Annotated in this window: 17 protein-coding genes and 1 other annotated feature; of the genes, 9 read left to right on the forward strand and 8 right to left on the reverse strand. The window is 27.3% G+C overall.

The genetic code is table 11. From position 1 onward, the window contains the following. Positions 1-5: 5 nt before the first annotated feature. Together IC219_RS00290 and IC219_RS00295 are read right to left on the reverse strand one after the other, a co-directional pair. Positions 6-233 (reverse strand): FeoA family protein, encoded by a 228-nt coding sequence (locus IC219_RS00290; RefSeq protein ID WP_227432903.1) that lies wholly within the window; start codon positions 231-233, stop codon positions 6-8. A 326-nt stretch (positions 234-559) separates the two neighbouring features. Next, complete coding sequence (locus IC219_RS00295) at positions 560-1,000, reverse strand: GNAT family N-acetyltransferase (RefSeq protein WP_227432904.1); 441 nt, start codon at positions 998-1,000, stop codon at positions 560-562. 180 nt (positions 1,001-1,180) lie between these two features. Here IC219_RS00295 and IC219_RS00300 point away from each other — a divergent pair, with 180 nt between their 5' ends. Continuing rightward, positions 1,181-2,149 (forward strand): DUF2232 domain-containing protein, encoded by a 969-nt coding sequence (locus tag IC219_RS00300; RefSeq protein ID WP_227831136.1) that lies wholly within the window; start codon positions 1,181-1,183, stop codon positions 2,147-2,149. Positions 2,150-2,300: 151 nt separating this feature from the next. Continuing rightward, positions 2,301-2,553, forward strand: a binding site (T-box leader). Positions 2,554-2,624: 71 nt separating this feature from the next. Further along, positions 2,625-3,833, forward strand: coding sequence for a tyrosine--tRNA ligase (gene tyrS, locus IC219_RS00305; RefSeq protein ID WP_227432906.1), 1,209 nt, complete (start codon positions 2,625-2,627; stop codon positions 3,831-3,833). A gap of 56 nt (positions 3,834-3,889) precedes the next feature. Here tyrS and IC219_RS00310 read toward each other — a convergent pair whose 3' ends face one another. Then, complete coding sequence (locus tag IC219_RS00310; protein WP_227831135.1) at positions 3,890-4,771, reverse strand: polysaccharide deacetylase family protein; 882 nt, start codon at positions 4,769-4,771, stop codon at positions 3,890-3,892. A 370-nt stretch (positions 4,772-5,141) separates the two neighbouring features. Here IC219_RS00310 and IC219_RS00315 point away from each other — a divergent pair, with 370 nt between their 5' ends. The 5 genes from IC219_RS00315 (at position 5,142) to IC219_RS21920 (ending at position 10,445) form a co-directional block, all read left to right on the forward strand. Beyond that, positions 5,142-6,086 (forward strand): DMT family transporter, encoded by a 945-nt coding sequence (locus IC219_RS00315; protein ID WP_227831134.1) that lies wholly within the window; start codon positions 5,142-5,144, stop codon positions 6,084-6,086. Between the two features lie 223 nt (positions 6,087-6,309). After that, positions 6,310-6,855: an NADH peroxidase gene (locus tag IC219_RS00320; protein WP_009889371.1), complete on the forward strand. Its 546-nt coding sequence runs from the start codon at positions 6,310-6,312 to the stop codon at positions 6,853-6,855. A 100-nt stretch (positions 6,856-6,955) separates the two neighbouring features. After that, a complete protein-coding gene (locus IC219_RS00325; RefSeq protein ID WP_227432909.1) occupies positions 6,956-8,104 on the forward strand; it encodes a DUF362 domain-containing protein in 1,149 nt (382 codons plus the stop codon). A 52-nt stretch (positions 8,105-8,156) separates the two neighbouring features. Beyond that, positions 8,157-9,422, forward strand: a complete 1,266-nt coding sequence (locus IC219_RS00330; protein ID WP_227432910.1) for a dihydroorotase — start codon at positions 8,157-8,159, stop codon at positions 9,420-9,422. A gap of 27 nt (positions 9,423-9,449) precedes the next feature. Further along, complete coding sequence (locus tag IC219_RS21920; RefSeq protein ID WP_227432911.1) at positions 9,450-10,445, forward strand: GNAT family N-acetyltransferase; 996 nt, start codon at positions 9,450-9,452, stop codon at positions 10,443-10,445. 179 nt (positions 10,446-10,624) lie between these two features. Here IC219_RS21920 and IC219_RS00340 read toward each other — a convergent pair whose 3' ends face one another. The 5 genes from IC219_RS00340 to IC219_RS00360 all read right to left on the reverse strand — a co-directional run bounded on the left by IC219_RS00340 (position 10,625) and on the right by IC219_RS00360 (position 15,596). Further along, positions 10,625-11,860: an ABC transporter permease gene (locus IC219_RS00340; RefSeq protein ID WP_227432912.1), complete on the reverse strand. Its 1,236-nt coding sequence runs from the start codon at positions 11,858-11,860 to the stop codon at positions 10,625-10,627. A gap of 2 nt (positions 11,861-11,862) precedes the next feature. Further along, positions 11,863-12,537, reverse strand: coding sequence for an ABC transporter ATP-binding protein (locus IC219_RS00345; protein WP_227482338.1), 675 nt, complete (start codon positions 12,535-12,537; stop codon positions 11,863-11,865). A 7-nt stretch (positions 12,538-12,544) separates the two neighbouring features. Further along, positions 12,545-13,777 carry a biotin/lipoyl-binding protein gene (locus IC219_RS00350; RefSeq protein WP_227482339.1) on the reverse strand — a complete coding sequence of 411 codons (1,233 nt, stop codon included), beginning with the start codon at positions 13,775-13,777 and terminating at the stop codon, positions 12,545-12,547. Positions 13,778-13,893: 116 nt separating this feature from the next. Further along, entirely contained in the window at positions 13,894-14,898 is a 1,005-nt protein-coding gene (locus IC219_RS00355) for a HAMP domain-containing histidine kinase (RefSeq protein WP_227432915.1), read from the reverse strand. Positions 14,899-14,921: 23 nt separating this feature from the next. Further along, positions 14,922-15,596, reverse strand: a complete 675-nt coding sequence (locus IC219_RS00360; protein WP_227432916.1) for a response regulator transcription factor — start codon at positions 15,594-15,596, stop codon at positions 14,922-14,924. A gap of 287 nt (positions 15,597-15,883) precedes the next feature. Here IC219_RS00360 and IC219_RS00365 point away from each other — a divergent pair, with 287 nt between their 5' ends. Then, positions 15,884-16,651 (forward strand): ABC transporter ATP-binding protein, encoded by a 768-nt coding sequence (locus IC219_RS00365; RefSeq protein ID WP_227432917.1) that lies wholly within the window; start codon positions 15,884-15,886, stop codon positions 16,649-16,651. Then, positions 16,638-18,569 carry an ABC transporter permease gene (locus IC219_RS00370; protein ID WP_227831133.1) on the forward strand — a complete coding sequence of 644 codons (1,932 nt, stop codon included), beginning with the start codon at positions 16,638-16,640 and terminating at the stop codon, positions 18,567-18,569. The genes IC219_RS00365 and IC219_RS00370 overlap by 14 nt, the downstream gene beginning before the upstream one ends. Positions 18,570-18,734: the final 165 nt, after the last annotated feature.

Here is an 18,734-nt window from a genome sequence, read left to right on the forward strand (position 1 = left end):
AAATTTTAAATGTCAGAAACTAATATTAGTCTACTTTCTTCTTGTCGTAGAGCTATCTTGCTACCTCTGATATTGTAGACAGTTAAATTATTTTTTGGTCCTTTTCTAACTACATCTATAACAGCTCCTCTAGTAAGACCAAGCGCTAACATTCTCTCTCTTAAATTACCACTAGATAATATATCTTCAACTTTAACAGTTTTTTTCACTTGAATATCATTAAGGTTTTTCATAGTAGCACCTCCATGCATGAAATTTAGCCTGAGCTAATCTTCTTATTTTAAACTATGCACTATGCTATTACCTTGTTACTTTTTGCAAAAAAAAGATAGGCAATATGCCTATCACAAAGTTGGGTATAATTCTTACTTTTGGGGAAAGTAGAATATAGAATAAAAATTAACATTTTGAATCTATATAATTATTGAATTTTGATAATAAAAAAGTCAGAAAGCGCAAAAGCCTTCTGACTTATATAAGGTATTTTCAAATACCTAGATATCAATTCAATATTTAATTTATGATTTAATTATATATTAACAATGTTAGCTTGTCAACACTATAATCTCATTTTAATATGTTCAATACCTGCTTCATCATACACTTCTGAAATTTCTTTAAAACCACAAGATAAGTAAAGATTTTTTATGTAAGCCTGTGCTGATAAGGTTATATTATTTTCATGCAAATTAACCTTTATAAAGTCTATAGCACAGTCCATCATTTTCTTTGCCAAGCCCTTTTTTCGATGAGTAGAAAGAACTAAAACCCTACCAATAGAAACATCATTATAAGAGCTATATTTTTTAGGGATTATTCTGGCATAAGCACAAATCAACCCATTCTCTTCTAAAAATATATGATAAGAGTTTTTGTCTACATCATCATAATCATTTAATGAAAATATCCTCTGTTCGCATGCAAATACTTCATATCTTGACTTTGCTATTTCGTAAAACTCATTTAGACTTAAATCATTAAAGTGTTTTATTTTAAACATAATAATTACCTCCTAAGTATATTAAAACCAAATATTAAGATATATTATACCATTTTATAATTTTTAACAGTAATACTTTTATTAAAATAGGTATGTGTTAAAAATATTTTAAAAAAGTGTTATACTGTATTAAAAACAAAATATTAGTTAGAAAAATTATGGTTTGTGGAGGAAGTTGTTTTGAATACTACCAAAAAATTAACTGAAGCGGCTTTATTGTCGTCTTTATTTATAGTAATAACAATTATAGCTGTAGGGACTGGGTTTGGATATGCCATTTATTTAGATTTTATAGTGCCAATATTTTTTTGTATAATATGTTTAAAGTGTGATTTAAAGTATACTGTTTTATCTGGAGTTATATCTCTTTTAATAATTTCCTTGGTGCTTGGAAATTTGGGAACTGCTATTTGGGCAAGTCAGAGTGTATTACTTGGTATAATATGTGGTTATTTGATAAGTAAATCATCAACAGTTATGGATGATTTAGTATATGGTTCAATTATTGGAGTCATTATAATGGTTTTTATTGATATATATGCTTCAGCATTAATAGGATACAGTTTTATGAGAGAATTTCAGGGATATAGTAAATTGATTTATTTTAATGAATACTCAGATTCTATTTTTTACTTACTGATAGCACTGTTTCCTTTTGGAATGGTTTTTTGTATATACTTTTTAAGTTTGATTATGGGACATAAATTACATATTTTAAACTCTAATGCATTAAAAAAGTTTCTAGTGTTTAAGAGTTTTAGATTTTTAAATCAATTTTTATGTTGCTCAAAGAAAGTTTTTTATATGTGTGTGTTTTATTTAACTATTTTTGAAGTTACAAATATATTAAATATTAAAACTGAGTTAGTTTACTTAAAAACAATTTTTATATCAATTGGATATTTGTGTATGTATTTTGTTATTAGAGATTCCTGTATGTCACTACAAAATTTTATAATAACTAAATTTGGAAAAGTAGCATACGCTAGAATTTCTTTTTTGATAGTAGTTATATCTTTATTTCTAATGTTTAAGATAACTGTTATTGGATTAATAATTATAAATGCATTTTTAAATAAGAAAATGAATATAAGATTGACTCAAATTAATATTGTCGATAAACAAATAAATATTTTAATTGAAAAATAAACTTTATACATTGGTAAAAAATATAAAAAAGTAGTATAATGTAAAAAAACATGTATATAATAATAAAAAAGGTTGACAAAATGTAAAAATAATAATATATTATGAGTAAGTTGAGAAAAATTTCTTGTAATTGATGAAATAATCTGAATATATAAGTGCTGTGAAGAGAAGAAGTAGAGCTGAATTTTATTTAACAGAGAGTTCCAGTTTGGTGAAATGGAATAAATTGATTTAGTTTGAATACATCTTGGAGCAATATCTCTGAAAGATAACAACCACTAAGAGATATCGGAATAGTACACGTTATAGTACATGAGTAAACAAATTATACTCTACAGAGATTAATATCGTGAGATATTAGTGAACTAAGGTGGTAACACGTAAGCAATGCTTTCGTCCTTTTAATAGGATGAGAGCTTTTTTTATTATAAAAATAAAAATCATAGATTATATAAATATTTTAGGAGGAATGAAAATGAAATCAATAGACGAGCAAATGCGAATCATTATGAAAGGTGTAGACGACTTAATAGACGAAAAAGAGCTAAGAGAAAAACTTATTAAATCAGAAAAAGAAGGAAAACCTATGATAGTAAAATTGGGGTTAGATCCAAGTGCTCCAGATATACACTTAGGTCATACAGTAGTTCTTAGAAAGATGAAACAATTACAAGATTTAGGTCATCAAATAGTAATTATAATTGGAGATTTTACAGGTAAAATTGGAGACCCAACTGGAAAATCTAAAGCTAGAAAAGCTTTAACAACAGAGCAAGTTCTTGAAAATGCAAAAACTTATCAAGAACAAATATTTAAAGTTTTAGATAAAGAAAAAACTATTGTAAGATTTAATAGTGAATGGCTAGCTAAATTAAACTTTGAAGATGTAATAAAATTAGCTGCAACTATTACTGTTGCGAGAATGTTGGAAAGAGAAGATTTTAAGAAGAGATATGAAGGACAAATGCCAATATCAGTGCATGAATTTTTCTATCCATTGATGCAAGCATATGATTCAATAGCATTAGAAGCTGATATAGAGCTTGGTGGAACTGACCAAAGATTTAACTTATTAATGGGAAGATCTTTACAAAGAGAATTTGGTATGGAATCTCAAATAGTAATAATGATGCCTTTAATAGAAGGTTTAGATGGAAAAGAAAAAATGAGTAAGAGTTTAGGTAACTATATTGGAATAGATGAAGAAGCTGGAATAATGTACCAAAAATCTATGGAGATTCCTGATGAACTTATAGTTAAATACTATAATTTAGTAACTGATGTTCATCCTGATGAAGTTAATAAAATTGAAACTCAGTTAAAAGATGGTTCAGTAAATCCAAGAGATATAAAAATGAATCTAGCAAGAGAAATAGTAACTTTATACCATGGAGAAGAAGCTGCTAAAGAAGCTGAGGAAAGGTTTAAATCTGTATTCCAAAAAGGTCAAATACCTGAAGATATACAAACAATTCAAGTTAAACAAGAAGAATTTGATTTAATTGAAGTATTAGTTTCTAATGAGATTGTTAAAAGTAAGAGTGAAGTTAGAAGATTAGCATCTCAAGGTGGAGTAAAAGTAAATGGTGAGAAAGTGGAAGATTTAAGTACAGTTGCTAAAGAAAGCGAACTTGTTGTTCAAATAGGAAAGAAAAAATTTGTAAAAATAGAGTTAGTAAAGTAAAATAAAAGCAAGTTCGTTGGTTATATAAAAGTATAATCAATGAACTTGCTTTTTTATTATATTAAGGTTTTAAATTGGTAACCATTATCTTTAAAATATGTTATAATTTGGTCTAGTGCATTTACTGTTTCTTGCTTTCCATAAGTATCATGCATTAAAAGTACAACTATTTCTTTACCTTCAGAAGATTTCTTTGCATGTTCAAATAACTCTTGAGCATTTTTCTTTTTACCTTCTGCATCAGCATTTAGAGCATTCCAGTCTATTGATGCCATATTTTTTTCTTTTAAGTAGTTACCTAAAGGTTCCATATTTTTCCATGACATATATCCACCTGGGCATCTAACTACATGTGATGAAAAATTCTTTCCTAGAACTTTTTTCATGGCTTCATCTGTTTTATTAAGTTCATTTACAAATGTATCAAGATTTAGGCTTCTGCCAGGGTATAGTTTTTTGTAGTCATGAGAATATGAGTGATGAGCTATTGCATTTCCCTCATCAAATGTTCTTTTTAAAATTTCATTGGCACCTTTTCGTTCAAGAGAATCCCCCTTAATAAAGAAAGTTCCTTTAACATCGTGTCTTTTTAAGATATCTAGGACTTGTGGAGTATTAGTAGTAGATGGTCCATCATCGAATGTAAGGAATACTATTTTTTCTCCATTATTTGAATAGTCGTATTTGTTAAGTTTATCCCAAACTGATTTTGCGTCATATCCATATTCTTTTGCAGCTTCTTTTTTTGCACCAATGATAGGCTCATTTTTTTCTTTTTCAATTCTTTCTTTTTCTAATTTTTCAGCTTTAAGCTTTTCTTGAGTTTCTTTAATTTCTCTTTTCTTGGACATATCCGCCCATGCCATAGAAAAAATACCAATAACTATTACAACAATTATAGTAAGTGCCATAGTTTTCTTTTTTCTTTTTTTTACCATGATTTCAACATTCCCCCTTTTTGTCGAATTGTATCAAAAATATATTATAATTATATCGAAGAAAGTAGAAAAAGTAAACCGACAAAGTTGTAACTAAAATAACTAAAGTGTAACTTATACAACATTATTTGCATAATATTAAATTATCCTAGATATTGAAATTATCTATAAAAAAATTTAATATAAGTAAAAAAAATATAAAAAAGGTAAAAATTTATTAAAAAGGTGTTTACAAAAAATGATTAATATATTAATGTTAAATAGTGGATATAAATCTAGATTTAAAATACTGAAAAAATTTACTATAACTATATAAATTTATAGTAATGCTTATAGAAAAACTCTCTTGCTGTTTAGGGGGTTTATAATTTTGCAAAAAAATAAAAAGGAGGGGGCTTTATTGAAAAAATACTTTGGAGAAATAGGACTAATATTCATAGCAATTATATGGGGAAGTGGCTTTGTAGCAACCCAATTTGCACTAGATGGTGGGCTTACACCTCTACAAATAATAACTATAAGATTTTTCTTGGCAGCTGTAATTATGAATTTATTATTTTTTAAACAAATTCGTGCCAATATGGGAAAGCATTTATTAAAAGCAGGAGGGCTTTTAGGAATATTTTTATTTTTAGCCTTTACAGTACAAACCATTGGACTTATGTACACTACACCATCTAAAAATGCATTTATAACAGCAGCAAATGTTGTAATAGTTCCATTCATAGGATTTATACTTTATAGAAGAAAACTAGATAAAATAGGATTAATAAGTAGTTTAGTAGCTCTTGTAGGTATAGGTATACTTTCTTTAGAGGCTGATTTCTCTATTAATTTTGGAGATTTATTAACACTGATATGTTCATTTGGATTTGCATTTCATATATTCTTTACTAGCGAATTTGCTAAAGATAACAATCCAATGGCATTAACAGCTATTCAATTTACTGTAGCATTTTTACTGTCTTTAGTAGTTCAGACATTTGCAGGACAGTTGAAAATGGAAGCTGAATTGTCTGGATATATGGGAACTATATATTTAGCTATATTTAGTACTTCAATAGGGTTTTTATTCCAAACTATATGTCAAAAGAGAGTTGATGGAACTAGAACAGCCATAATACTATCTACTGAAGCTATATTTGGGACTATATTTTCTATAATAATTTTAAAAGAACCTATTACAGCCAAATTAGTTATTGGTAGTATATTGATATTTGGTGCAATTATAACAGCAGAAACTAAATTATCATTTTTAAAAAGTAAAAAAGTAGAACTTAAAGAGTCAAAAGATTCTTCACTAGAAAGCATTTAAATAGACAATTGTTTCCTAATTAATCAAATAAAGTATATATTATGTAGAAATTTGACATCAAAACTTAGTTGATACCAATGTTTCAAAGTGATAAAATTAATTAGGAAATAAATTTTATTTTTAGTGTTTAAACTATAGTACATGGGGTATATATATTCTTGTAGCAAGTTATTAAACTTTAAAATAAAAATTTAATTAATATAAAATTGGGAGGAATTTAATTATGAAAAAATTTGTTTGTACAGTATGTGGATATATACATGAAGGAGATGCTGCACCAGCACAATGTCCAGTATGTAAAGTTGGAGCTGATAAATTCGAAGAAATGAAAGGTGAAATGGTTTGGGCTGACGAACATAGAATAGGAGTAGCTCAAGGTGTGGATGCAGAAATAATCGAAGGATTAAGAGCTAACTTTACTGGTGAATGTACAGAAGTAGGAATGTATTTAGCAATGAGTAGACAAGCTGATAGAGAAGGATATCCAGAAGTAGCAGAAGCATATAAGAGAATAGCTTTTGAAGAAGCTGAACATGCTGCTAAATTTGCAGAACTTCTTGGAGAAGTTGTAGTTGCAGATACAAAAGAAAACTTAAGAGTTAGAGTTGACGCTGAATATGGTGCAACTGATGGAAAATTAAAATTAGCTAAGAGAGCTAAAGAATTAGGATTAGATGCTATACATGATACAGTACATGAAATGTGTAAAGATGAAGCTAGACATGGTAAAGCATTCTTAGGATTATTAAATAGACATTTTGGAAAATAATAATTAAAAACATAGATTAAAAGGAGAAACTTTGGTTTCTCCTTTTTTAAATTATACAAAAAATATAAAAAAATCTTTGTAATAAAAGGGTGAAGATAATATGAAATCGGTATCTGTTAGAAGCTGTAAAAATTATGAGTATGAAAATGTAAGATTTTCTATTGAAAAAATTTTAGATGACATTGGAGGGCTTAACAAGTTTGTAAAAGAAGGAAGTAAAGTACTTGTAAAACCAAATCTACTGATGAAAAAAAAGCCTGAAGAAGCTACAACTACTCATCCTATGGTAGTAAGGGTTGTATGCGAAAAGCTTTTAGAATTAAACTGTGATGTAGTAGTAGCAGATAGTCCTGGTGGACCATATAATCAAGCCTCTCTTAAAAGTATATATAAGACATCTGGAATTGAAAAGGTAGCAAATGATTTAGGTATCAAATTAAATTATGATGTTTCAGATGTTAAGATACATAGTGAAAAAGCGCATGCTCTTAAATATATGGATATTATTAAACCAGTAATAGATGCTGATTATGTAATAAATCTTTGTAAATTAAAAACACATGTGATGGCAACTTTTACTGGTGGAACAAAAAACTTATATGGATGTATAGCTGGATTAAAAAAAGCAGAAATACATTATAGATTTCCTACAGAGGAATTATTTTGTGAAAATGTACTTTTAGATATTTGTGATTATGTAAATCCGACACTGACAATTATGGATGGAATTGTAGGGATGGAAGGGGATGGTCCTTCAGCAGGAAACCCTAAAGAAATAGGTGTTTTATTAGCATCACAAAATCCATATGCTATAGATGTTGTTGCATGTAAGATTATAGGTTTGCTTCCAAATAAAGTTGCTACAATTAGAGGGGCTATTAAAAGAGAGTATATAAAAGAAGACTTTTTAGATATTGAGATTGTAGGAGAAGATATAAAGGATTTAATTATAAAAGATTATAAGGTACCAATTGTAAGTAAAGATTTAAGGCTATTTTCTGTAAAATTGCCAAAATTTTTAAATGAACCTATTTCAAAACTTATAACACCAAAGCCAGTGGTTAGATTTAAGGATTGTATAAAATGTGGAAAGTGCAAGGAAGCTTGTCCTGCAAATACCATAGAGATAGGGAATAGAGGTGCTCTTATAGATTTAAATAAATGTATAAGATGTTACTGTTGTCATGAACTTTGTCCTAAAAAGGCTATTGATGTCAAACGTAATTTTGTATTTAAGTATGTAAAATAATGTATAATATTATATGAGTCTATATAAATGAAAATTATAAAGGAGAAATAACATGATTTTAATTAAAAATGGTAGAGTGATAGACCCTAAGAGTCAAAGAGATGAGAAAATAGATTTAATTATAAAAGAAAATAAAATCTATAAAATAGGTAATTTTGATGAAAATGATGAATTTGAAAAAATAATAGATGCTAGTGGGAATATAGTTGCACCTGGATTAGTAGATGTACATGTACATTTTAGAGACCCAGGATTTACATATAAAGAAGATATAGATAGTGGAGCTAAATCTGCAGCTAGAGGTGGATTTACAACCGTTATATGTATGGCAAATACTGACCCAATTGTAGATAATGAAGATACTTTTAACTATGTGAAGGAAAAAGCAAAAAATGCATGTATAAATGTTTTACAAGCAGCAGCTATAACAAAAGGTTTTGAAGGTAAAGAGTTAGTGGATATGGAAAATCTTAAAAAGGCTGGAGTTCCAGGATTTACTGATGATGGATTACCTTTAATGGATAGCAGTCTAATTATGGAAGCAATGATTAAGGCAAAAGAGTTAGATGTACCACTTAGTTTTCATGAAGAAGACCCTTCTTTAGTTGGAAATCCTGGCGTAAATGCAGGAAAGATAGCTTCAGAGCTTGGTCTAAAAGGTGCATCGAATGTAGCAGAAGATGTAATGGTTGCTAGAGATTGCATGTTAGCACTAAAAACTGGTGCTAAGATTGATATACAACATATAAGTTCTGGGGTTTCTGTTGATATGGTTAGATTTGCAAAATATCTTGGAGCAAACGTAGTTGCAGAAGCTTCACCACATCACTTTACACTGACTGAGGAAGATGTATTAGAGTTTGGAACAAATGCAAAAATGAATCCGCCTTTAAGAACTAAGTGGGATAGAGATAAGATTATAGAAGGATTAAATGATGGTACTATTGAGATAATAGCAACAGACCATGCACCTCATAGTAAAGAAGAAAAAGATAGAGAGTTTATAAAAGCTCCAAGTGGTATTATAGGGCTTGAAACTTCGTTGTCTCTTGGAATAACAAACTTAGTATATAAAAATCATCTTAGTATGATGCAGTTAATAGAAAAAATGTCTACAAATCCTGCAAAACTATACAATTTAAATGTTGGTTTTATAGAAGAAGGAGCAGTAGCAGATATTGTTATATTTAATCCTGAAGAAGAATGGATAGTTGAAGATTTTGCTTCTAAAGCTGACAATTCCCCATTTAGAGGTAAATCTCTATATGGGAAAGTTAATTATACTATATGTAATGGAGAAGTTGTATACAACGCTTAAGGTTGTGTTTTAAGGGTGGTGAATACAGTGATTGAAAGCAAAAGATTATATATTAGACAAATGAATCATAGTGATTTTAAGGAAATAAGTAAAATGTTACAAGATTCAGAAGTAATGTATGCATGGGAACATGCTTTTTCTGATGAAGAAGTTACAGAATGGATTGATAGAAATATACAGAGATATAATAATGATGGATATGGATATTTTATTGTTATAGATAAGTATATAGATAATGTAGTGGGGCAAATAGGCCTTATAAAACAGGACATAGGGTTAGGAATAGGTTATATAGTAAAAAGAGAATATTGGAATCAAGGTTATGCTACAGAAGGTGCTACTATATGTATAGATTATGCTATTAGAAACTTAAATGTAGATACTTTAGTAGCAGATATCAGACCTGAAAATATAGCATCTATAAATGTGGCAAAAAAACTAGGTATGAAGAAAATATCTGAGTGCGACAAGATTTATAGAGGACAAGTAATGAAACATGATGTCTACCAATTAAAAGTAACAGGATTAACTACAAAAATTGTTGAAATAGTAGATTATAATCCAAATTGGAAGTATGAGTTTGAAAAATTAAAATCTACACTAGAAAAGACTCTAGGTAATTCGATTTTGAAAATAGAACATGTTGGTAGCACATCTGTTGAAGGGCTTTCTGCAAAACCTAGATTAGATGTTGATATAATAATTGGAGACTATAGCTACTTAAATGATGTTGTCAGTAAACTAAAAAAATTAGGGTATAAACATCTAGGCAATTTAGAAGTAGAAGGAAGAGAAGCATTTTCTTATGAGACAACTAGTTTCATGGAGCATAATTTATATGTATGTCCTAAAGATGGGAAAGGATATTTAGAGCATATTAAATTTCGAGAGTATTTGAGACTAAATCCAGATAAGGTTAAAGAATATTCTGACTTAAAAAAGAAGCTAGCAAAACTTTATAGGTATGATGTTAACTCTTATTGTGATAACAAAACAGATTTCATAAGAGGCATAATAGATTAGATATTAATATTAAAAATATTTAAAGCAAATAATTCATTAGTAATTTTGAAAATAACAATGCACTATTATATTTGATTTGAAAAAGATTAAGTTCTTAATCTATCATATATAATAGTGCATTAAATATTTAAGCATGTTTTAGAAAACAATTTAAAAATAATAACTTATTAATGGAAATACTATTTATAAATTGCCTTTATAGGGTCTAGTTTAGAGGCTTTAAAGGCTGGTATTAAACCAAATACAACTCCAGTTAATATAGTAGCCAAAATAGCATAAAGTAAGCTATTTAAGCTAGGAATTGCTTCAAATCCAATGTATTTAGAAACATAGTTAGTAGCAATAAATCCAACTATAGTTCCTAAAATTCCTCCACATACCGTTATAAAAACAGCTTCAACTAAAAATTGAAATAATATAGACCTAGGTTTTGCACCAATAGCACGTCTTATACCAATCTCTCTTTGTCTTTCCATAACTGATACATACATTATATTCATTACACCAATACCACCAACAAACATTGCAACTACAGTTATTATAGATACATATTTATTGACATTAGAATTGATGCTTTCAAGATAAGCTGTTTGTTCAGTTGGGTCTGGTGTAGTATAAGAACCATTGATACCAGGATGCATTTCATATAGTTTAGCTATAATATTGTTTGCAACTTCATTCACATTATATCCTTTAGAACAAACTAAGTCTAACTGATAAATTTCAGTGGAGTAAGAGTTTTGACTCATTAGACTATCAAAAGCTTTTTTAGGTATAAGAGAAGTTATAAATTGCATATCTTGATAACCTCCTAAAAATCCTCCAGCTTGTTGTTGGTTAGAAGAATCATCCAATACTCCAATTATTTCAAATATAGTTCCATTTACATTAATACCATGGCCTAAAGCGTCTTCTGGATTTTCAAAAATTTCACTTGCACTTTGCTGTGTAAGTAGAATTACCTTTCTTTTTTCATCATCCAAGGAAAAATCTCTACCACAGATTAAATTTATTTTTGAATCTTTTTTTACTGGTCCAACTTCCACATAAGTCGTTTTTTTATCAAAAGATGCCTCAGAAGAATAAGTTGAATCAAGATTAAATCCATCTCTTGCAGGAGCAATTCTTTCTACACCTTCAACAAATGATAATTCTTCTAAATCTTTTGCATTGAATGGCTTTAAAAATATACTCATATCATTGGTAAGACCTGTGTTATCAGCTGATTCAAATGAAATAGTAGTTTTATTAGGATTAGCGTTATTTACAGATTTCTTGATTTCTTTTTGAAATCCATTACCTATAGAACTAACAAGTATTACTGAAGTTATTCCTATAATAATCCAAAGTAAAGCTACAAAGACACGAAGCTTGTGCCCCTTTAAATTAGCCAAAGAATTTTTTAATAAGCCCATGATTACACCTCCGAAGTAAACACACCATCTTTAAGTCGTATGACCTTAGTTGCATACTTAGTCAAATCCTGATCATGTGTAACCATTATTATAGTCTTGCCTTGTTCATTAAGTTCTGTCAAAAGTTCCATAATTTCCCTGCTAGTTTCACTATCCAATGCTCCAGTTGGTTCATCAGCAAAGATTATTTGAGGGTCATTTGCCAAACAACGTGCAATAGCTACACGTTGTTGCTGACCACCAGATAATTGAAGAGGTTTTTGTTTGATTTTATCTAAAAGCCCAACAGATTTTAGTTTGCTCTTAACAATTTCTTCTCTTTCAGATTTTTTTAATATTTTATTGTAAATTAGAGGTAGCTCTACATTTTGATATATATTTAAAGTTTCTATTAAATTAAATTGTTGAAAAACAAAACCAATATTGATATTTCTAAAAACAGAACGCTCATTTTCACTGAGATTAGTTACATCTGTGCCATCAAATATATATCTTCCTTCGTCAAACACATCAAGAAAACCTAAGATGTTAAGTAAAGTGGTTTTACCACTACCAGATTTACCCATTATCATGACAAATTCTCCAGATTCAATTTCTAAATTTAAGGATTTTAAAACATGTAATTCATCTTTCCCTACTTTGTAATATTTTTGAATATTTTCTAATTTAATTAACATATGTAAATTAATTCACATCCATATTAACTTCTTTTAAATTTTTGTCTGGAGTAGCATCTCCATTATTATTAGAGCCAGCAGTTACACCATCACCTTGAACTGGGTCTCCTTCTTTCATTTCTTTAGTAGGGTATTTTATTACTATATCACCTTGTTCAAGACCGCCTCTAATTACAGCAAAGTCATTATTTTTACTTGCAACATCTACAATTTGTTTTTTCAAGATTCCATCTAAGTCTTTAAATACATATGAGTGTTTTTTATCCTTAAGTACACAAGATGCTGGTATTTTAAAGCTTGAGTTAGCTACTTCAAGTGATGCTTGAAGATGGAATCCATTTGTCAACCCTTCTTGGTTATCAAATGCTATGTTTATATCATAATAAGATAAAGTACTTTGTTGAGCTCCCATCTCGCTACTTGGAGTAGATGGCTTATCAGATATAAAACTTATTCTACCAGTAAGATTTTGGTCAGTTGAGAAAACTAATATATTAACCATTTGGTCAATTTTCATCTTAGGTAAATCTTGTTCACTTGCTTGCCCCTTCATATAAAACTCTAGACCTTGAATAGTCATAAATGAAGCTGGTTGGTCTGGATTTCCAGTTTGGTCATTTAAGTATACAGTACCATCAAAAGGAGCAGTAGTTCTATCATATGCTTTCTTATCTAAAGAAGCTATCTGAGAGTTTAAAGCTGTTATTTGTGCATTTATAGAAGCTATAGCATCTCTATTTTCATCAATATTTGCAAGTGATATCTTTTGTTTTTTATATTGGCTAAGTTGTGATTTTAGACTATCTATTTCTGCTATTATAGTTGGATTTTTAGCAGTAAAAAGAAGGTCTCCTTGATTTACCTTTTGCCCATTTGTAACATTTACATCACTTAACTCATAATCTCCAGAAATATTAAAGTCTTTAGTTTGCTTAGGAACAACCATACCATTTATAAATATTTTTTCGTTTTCTGGAATAGTGTATGTTTCTATGAAGTTTTCATTAGTTTGTAATTCAGTATTTTTTGAATCGACATAAGCAAGTACCCCTAATATTAAAAGTATGATTATCACGATTCCTGCATAGATTTTAAATCTCTTGTTTTTAAAAGGATTATTTTTAAAACCTTTATTTTTAGCTTTGAAATTATTACTTCCAAAGCTAGTATTTTTAAAGCTATTACTCTTAAAGCTACTATTTCTAAATTTTTTATTTTTAAATTTTTTTAGAAAAGACATGTTTTCCTCCTTTGTATAAAAACTACTTATTATATACTGGGATGTACATATAGAATCATTATAAGAAGCATGTTGAATATAAGTCAAATGAAAATAACTTATCAATATATAAGATACTATAGATAATCTTTGAATGTAATAGTAATTTTTGTATATTGATTGTACTCTGAATCTACATCAATTTTATGGCCAAGTTTGTCACAAAGTTCTTTTACTAAATAAAGACCAAGCCCTGTAGATTTAGTGTTATTTCTTCCATTATTACCTGTAAATCCCTTATTGAATATTCGATTTAAATCTTCCTTTTTTATACCACAGCCAGTATCTTCCACCCTTAATTGTAAATAATTTTTGTGGGTTTTGCAATAGATAGATATATTATCTTCTATTGAGGCATATTTTAGGGAATTATTTAATAATTGCTCGAATATGAAGTGAAGCCATTTTTCGTCTGATAAAACTGTATAATTCAAATTATTTAAGTTTAAAATTATTTTTTTTGAGATAAAATATTTTGAATATTTTCTTATAATATCTCTAAGAATATTTTCAATATTTACTTCTTGAATCAAAAAATCTTTATGAAAATCTTCAAGTCTAGATAAATATAAAATTCTTTCAACAGAATTTTCAATTCTAAATATCTCTTTATCAATATCATCTGAAATTTTTTCTTCGATTAAATCTTCGTTTTGTTCAAGTACTAGTTTAATTATTGCTATAGGTATTTTTATATCATGTACCCACATACTCATAATTTCTTTATTTTCTTCAAATTTCTTAGTATTGATATCTATTATATCATCACACTGGTTTTGATAACCTTTAATTATATCCAAATATATTTTTTCTTCATTTGTACATTTAACTAATTCTATATCATTAGTACTAACTTTGAATGTATTATTTTTAATTTTCTCTAAAAATCTATTTTTCTTAATGTAGCCAGTAAGTATATATATAAATGAAAATACTATATTTACAATTAATATGTATACAATAGTATCTACTAAGAGAGCATCAATAGGAGAAAATATAATAACTGCTATCGTAAAAAGTAAGAAACCAAAGTTGTATACTAAAAATTCGAGTTTATCTTTGAGAAAATCTTTAAAACTCATAAATTCACCTACTTAAAACTATTTTAACTGATTATATAACCTAATCCTCTTTTAGTTTCTATAAAGTCTTCCAATCCAATTTCACTTAATTTTGAACGTATTCTGTTTACATTAACAGTGAGAGTATTATCATCTACAAACCAATCATTATCCCATAATTTTTTCATAAGTTTATTTCTACTAACTATTTTACTTTTATTCCTCATAAGTTCATGAAGAATTTTAATTTCATTTTTGGTTAGCTCAATAGTACTATCTTTATAACATATAGTTGCAGTTGATAAATCCAAAGTAACCCCATTATGGACAATTTTATTTGAATTATTATCAACAAAATTATAAGTTCTTCTTAAAAGAGCATTTACTTTAGCTATTAAAACATCTATAGAAAATGGTTTTTGTATATAATCATCTGCGCCTAGATTTACACCCATTATCACATCCATATTAGAATTTCTTGAAGAAATAAATATTATTGGAACTTTGGAAATTCTTCTTATCTCATTACACCAATGAAATCCATCATAAAATGGAAGATTTATATCTAATAAAACCAATTGTGGTTTATAATGCTTAAATTCTTCTATTATGTTTTCAAGATTTTCTATTTGATAGACAATATGTCCCCATTTAGAAAGACAATCTGCTATTTGATGTTTTAATGAAACATCATCTTCAATTACCATTATTTTAAACATTTTTACCTCCTAATCCAGAATAGTTATATTAACATAACTATATTTTACTTGATAAGTTCAAACATTTCTACCTTATAATTTAAAATAATTATATTAATATAACTATATTTTACTTGACAAATTATATTTTAAATATAATTCTAGTAAAAAGGAAGAAATATAATTAATACTTACAGAAATGTAACATTATATTAATATAAGTAAATGGTTAAAAACTACTTTAATATATATAATATATTTATAAGAATTGGAAAATGAGCAATTATGTTGAGGAGTGGTAAGTAATTATGGAAGAAATATTAATTGTTGAAAATATAAAAAAAGAGTATGGTAGAAAAGGCTCAAAATATGAAGCTTTAAAGGGAATAAGTTTTAAAGTTTATAAAGGCGAATTTGTAGGTATTATGGGTTCATCTGGAGCTGGAAAATCAACTCTTTTGAACATTATTTCTACAATAGATTTGCCTTCATCAGGAAATGTTTATATAGAGAATAAGAATATTATTAAAATGAAACAAAATAAATTAGCCGACTTTAGACGTGATAATCTTGGATTTGTATTTCAAGACTCTAACCTTTTAGATACATTAACTATAAAAGAAAATATAATGCTCCCTCTTTCTTTAAAAAATGAAAAAGTATCAGTAATAGAAAGTAGAATAAAAGAAGTTTCAAAATCACTAAATATAGAATCAGTATTAGATAAATATCCTAATGAAGTCTCAGGTGGACAAAAACAAAGAGGCGCTGTTTGTAGAGCAATAGTAACAAAACCATCATTAATACTTGCAGACGAGCCTACAGGAGCATTAGATTCTAAATCTGCAAGGGATTTATTAAATTCTCTAGTAAAATTAAATAAAGATAACGATTCAACAATATTAATGGTAACACATGATGCTATAAGTGCAAGTTTTTGTAGTAGAATACTCTTTATAAAGGATGGAATAATCTTTACAGAACTTATAAAAGGAGAAAGCACAAAAGAATTCTATAATAAAATACTAAATACAGTTTCCTTAATTGGAGGAGTTAATAAAAATGAGTTTATTTAAAATTGCTATAAAAAATATAAAAAAGAACTTTTTAAGCTATTTTATGTACTTCGTTTCAATTGTATTTAGTGTATTTATATTCTTTAGTTTCAAGTCAATAGAGTACAATGAAGCCTTAAATTTACTTGGTAGAAAAACTAAAATAGGTATTAATACAAGTTCAATTGTAATAGTGGTATTTGTTTTTTTGTTTATATATTATTCAAATTCATTTTTCTTTAATAGACGTAGGCAAGAGATAGGTACTTATAGCTTGATTGGAATGAGAAAAAATCAGATAGGCAGAATATTTTTATATGAAACTTTTTTGATGGGAATCTTTGCAATATTAATAGGAATATCTTTAGGTTTTTTATTTTCAAAGCTTATGACAATGATTCTTGTAAAATTAATGAAAGAGATTATAGTAGTAAAGATGACTTTAAGTATAAGGGCTTTAATTCAGACATTAGGAATATTTTTAATAATATTTGTAGTAATTGGAATGAGAAATATTATAGTTATTAGGAATAAAAAAATTGTAGAGTTATTTAAGAAGTCACCAGAAAAATATACAAATAAAAGATTTATAAAGCTAAAGGGAACTCTTGGAGTTTTACTGATAGTATTTTCTTATTTAATGTCAGTTAGTCATTTCATTGTTGAAAACATAATGTTTTCAGCTTTTATATTAATTACAATAATACCAGGTACTTTTTTATTTTTTTCATCAATAATGTCGATAATTATAGATGTTGCTAAGAAGAAAAAAAGTTTTTATTACAAGGGAAGAAATCTAATTGCATTTTCAGAACTTGGATTCAAATTAAAGAATAATAGCAGAGTATTGGCAATAATAGCAATATTAATAGCTACAAGTGTAACTATGTTAGGATTTACAATATCAATTTATTACGATATAGATAGAAATATAAATGAAAACTACAAGTATAGTTATACTATAAATGCAGAAAATTCTCTTGTAAATAATGAAATCGATAAGCTGCTATATAAATATAAAGAAGATGATAAGGTGCTTTTTGATAAGACAGTAGAGTTTATAAGTAGAGATGTAAATTTTAAATTGTACTATAAAAAAGGAGGAGTTTATAGAGAAAATACAGTGATTGTAGATTTTATTAAAGAAAGTGATTTTAAGAAATTAAGACAATATCAAAACAGTAATTATGAAGAATTAACTTCAGAAGAGCATGTATATTATGTTTCAGATTCATATAAGAGAATGTTTCTTAAAAGTACTGGTACTCAAAAAATAGATGTATACATTAAAGAAAAAGAGAAGATGAATTTATTTACAGTTCAAAAAAATATTTTAGAGCCAGAAATAAATTTACAATCAACATTTGATTTAATTGTGGTAAAAGATAACATATTTAATAGATTAAAATCAGGAGGAGAATCGAGATTATTAAGATTAATTGATATAAAAAATGAAAAAAAAGAGTTTGATATGTCTTTAAGATTAAAAAATATAGTTGATAAAAATATGGAATCAACTTATCCTTTTAATTTTACATCAAATGTCGAAAACTATAATGATTTAATTAGAGTAAGTGGTCTTATGTTATTTATAGGTATATTTCTATCTGTAGTATTTCTTTTGTGTACAGGAAGTATAATTTTATTTAAGCAATTATCAAATATATATGATGATAAAGAACGATATATTATGCTAAAAAAACTTGGGGCAAATAATCAAGATATTGAGAAAATAATATCAAGACAATTAAAAGTTGTATTTTTGTTGCCATTAATTGTAGGTACAATTCATAATTTATTTGCTATGTCAATTGCTCAAAAATTTATAACTAGGCCATTGCTTATACCAATTATTACAACACTAGCCATTTATTATATAGGTTATTTTATATATTATTTTATAACATTAAAATACGCTCAAAATATGATAATAGATTAAGTTGTAGAGTATTTTTTACTTAATAAGAATTAAATACTAAAAGCAAGATAGCTTATCTAATCAAAACAAAAAAATATTATAATAATGTAATTAAGTCTTGGAAAAAGTTTGTATTTTGTATCAGTTGTATTAATTAATGTTATATAATAAATTTAAGGAAAATAT

Source organism: Clostridioides sp. ES-W-0018-02, from assembly GCF_020658175.1.
Lineage (GTDB): Bacteria > Bacillota > Clostridia > Peptostreptococcales > Peptostreptococcaceae > Clostridioides.

Coding starts and splice junctions, on each gene's coding strand:
- IC219_RS00290 (WP_227432903.1), bottom strand. CDS start 233: ATGAAAAACCTTAATGATATTCAAGTGAAAAAAACTGTTAAAGTTGAA.
- IC219_RS00295 (WP_227432904.1), bottom strand. CDS start 1,000: ATGTTTAAAATAAAACACTTTAATGATTTAAGTCTAAATGAGTTTTAC.
- tyrS (WP_227432906.1), top strand. CDS start 2,625: ATGAAATCAATAGACGAGCAAATGCGAATCATTATGAAAGGTGTAGAC.
- IC219_RS00310 (WP_227831135.1), bottom strand. CDS start 4,771: ATGGTAAAAAAAAGAAAAAAGAAAACTATGGCACTTACTATAATTGTT.
- IC219_RS00320 (WP_009889371.1), top strand. CDS start 6,310: ATGAAAAAATTTGTTTGTACAGTATGTGGATATATACATGAAGGAGAT.
- IC219_RS00325 (WP_227432909.1), top strand. CDS start 6,956: ATGAAATCGGTATCTGTTAGAAGCTGTAAAAATTATGAGTATGAAAAT.
- IC219_RS00330 (WP_227432910.1), top strand. CDS start 8,157: ATGATTTTAATTAAAAATGGTAGAGTGATAGACCCTAAGAGTCAAAGA.
- IC219_RS00340 (WP_227432912.1), bottom strand. CDS start 11,860: ATGGGCTTATTAAAAAATTCTTTGGCTAATTTAAAGGGGCACAAGCTT.
- IC219_RS00345 (WP_227482338.1), bottom strand. CDS start 12,537: ATGTTAATTAAATTAGAAAATATTCAAAAATATTACAAAGTAGGGAAA.
- IC219_RS00350 (WP_227482339.1), bottom strand. CDS start 13,777: ATGTCTTTTCTAAAAAAATTTAAAAATAAAAAATTTAGAAATAGTAGC.
- IC219_RS00355 (WP_227432915.1), bottom strand. CDS start 14,898: ATGAGTTTTAAAGATTTTCTCAAAGATAAACTCGAATTTTTAGTATAC.
- IC219_RS00360 (WP_227432916.1), bottom strand. CDS start 15,596: ATGTTTAAAATAATGGTAATTGAAGATGATGTTTCATTAAAACATCAA.
- IC219_RS00365 (WP_227432917.1), top strand. CDS start 15,884: ATGGAAGAAATATTAATTGTTGAAAATATAAAAAAAGAGTATGGTAGA.
- IC219_RS00370 (WP_227831133.1), top strand. CDS start 16,638: ATGAGTTTATTTAAAATTGCTATAAAAAATATAAAAAAGAACTTTTTA.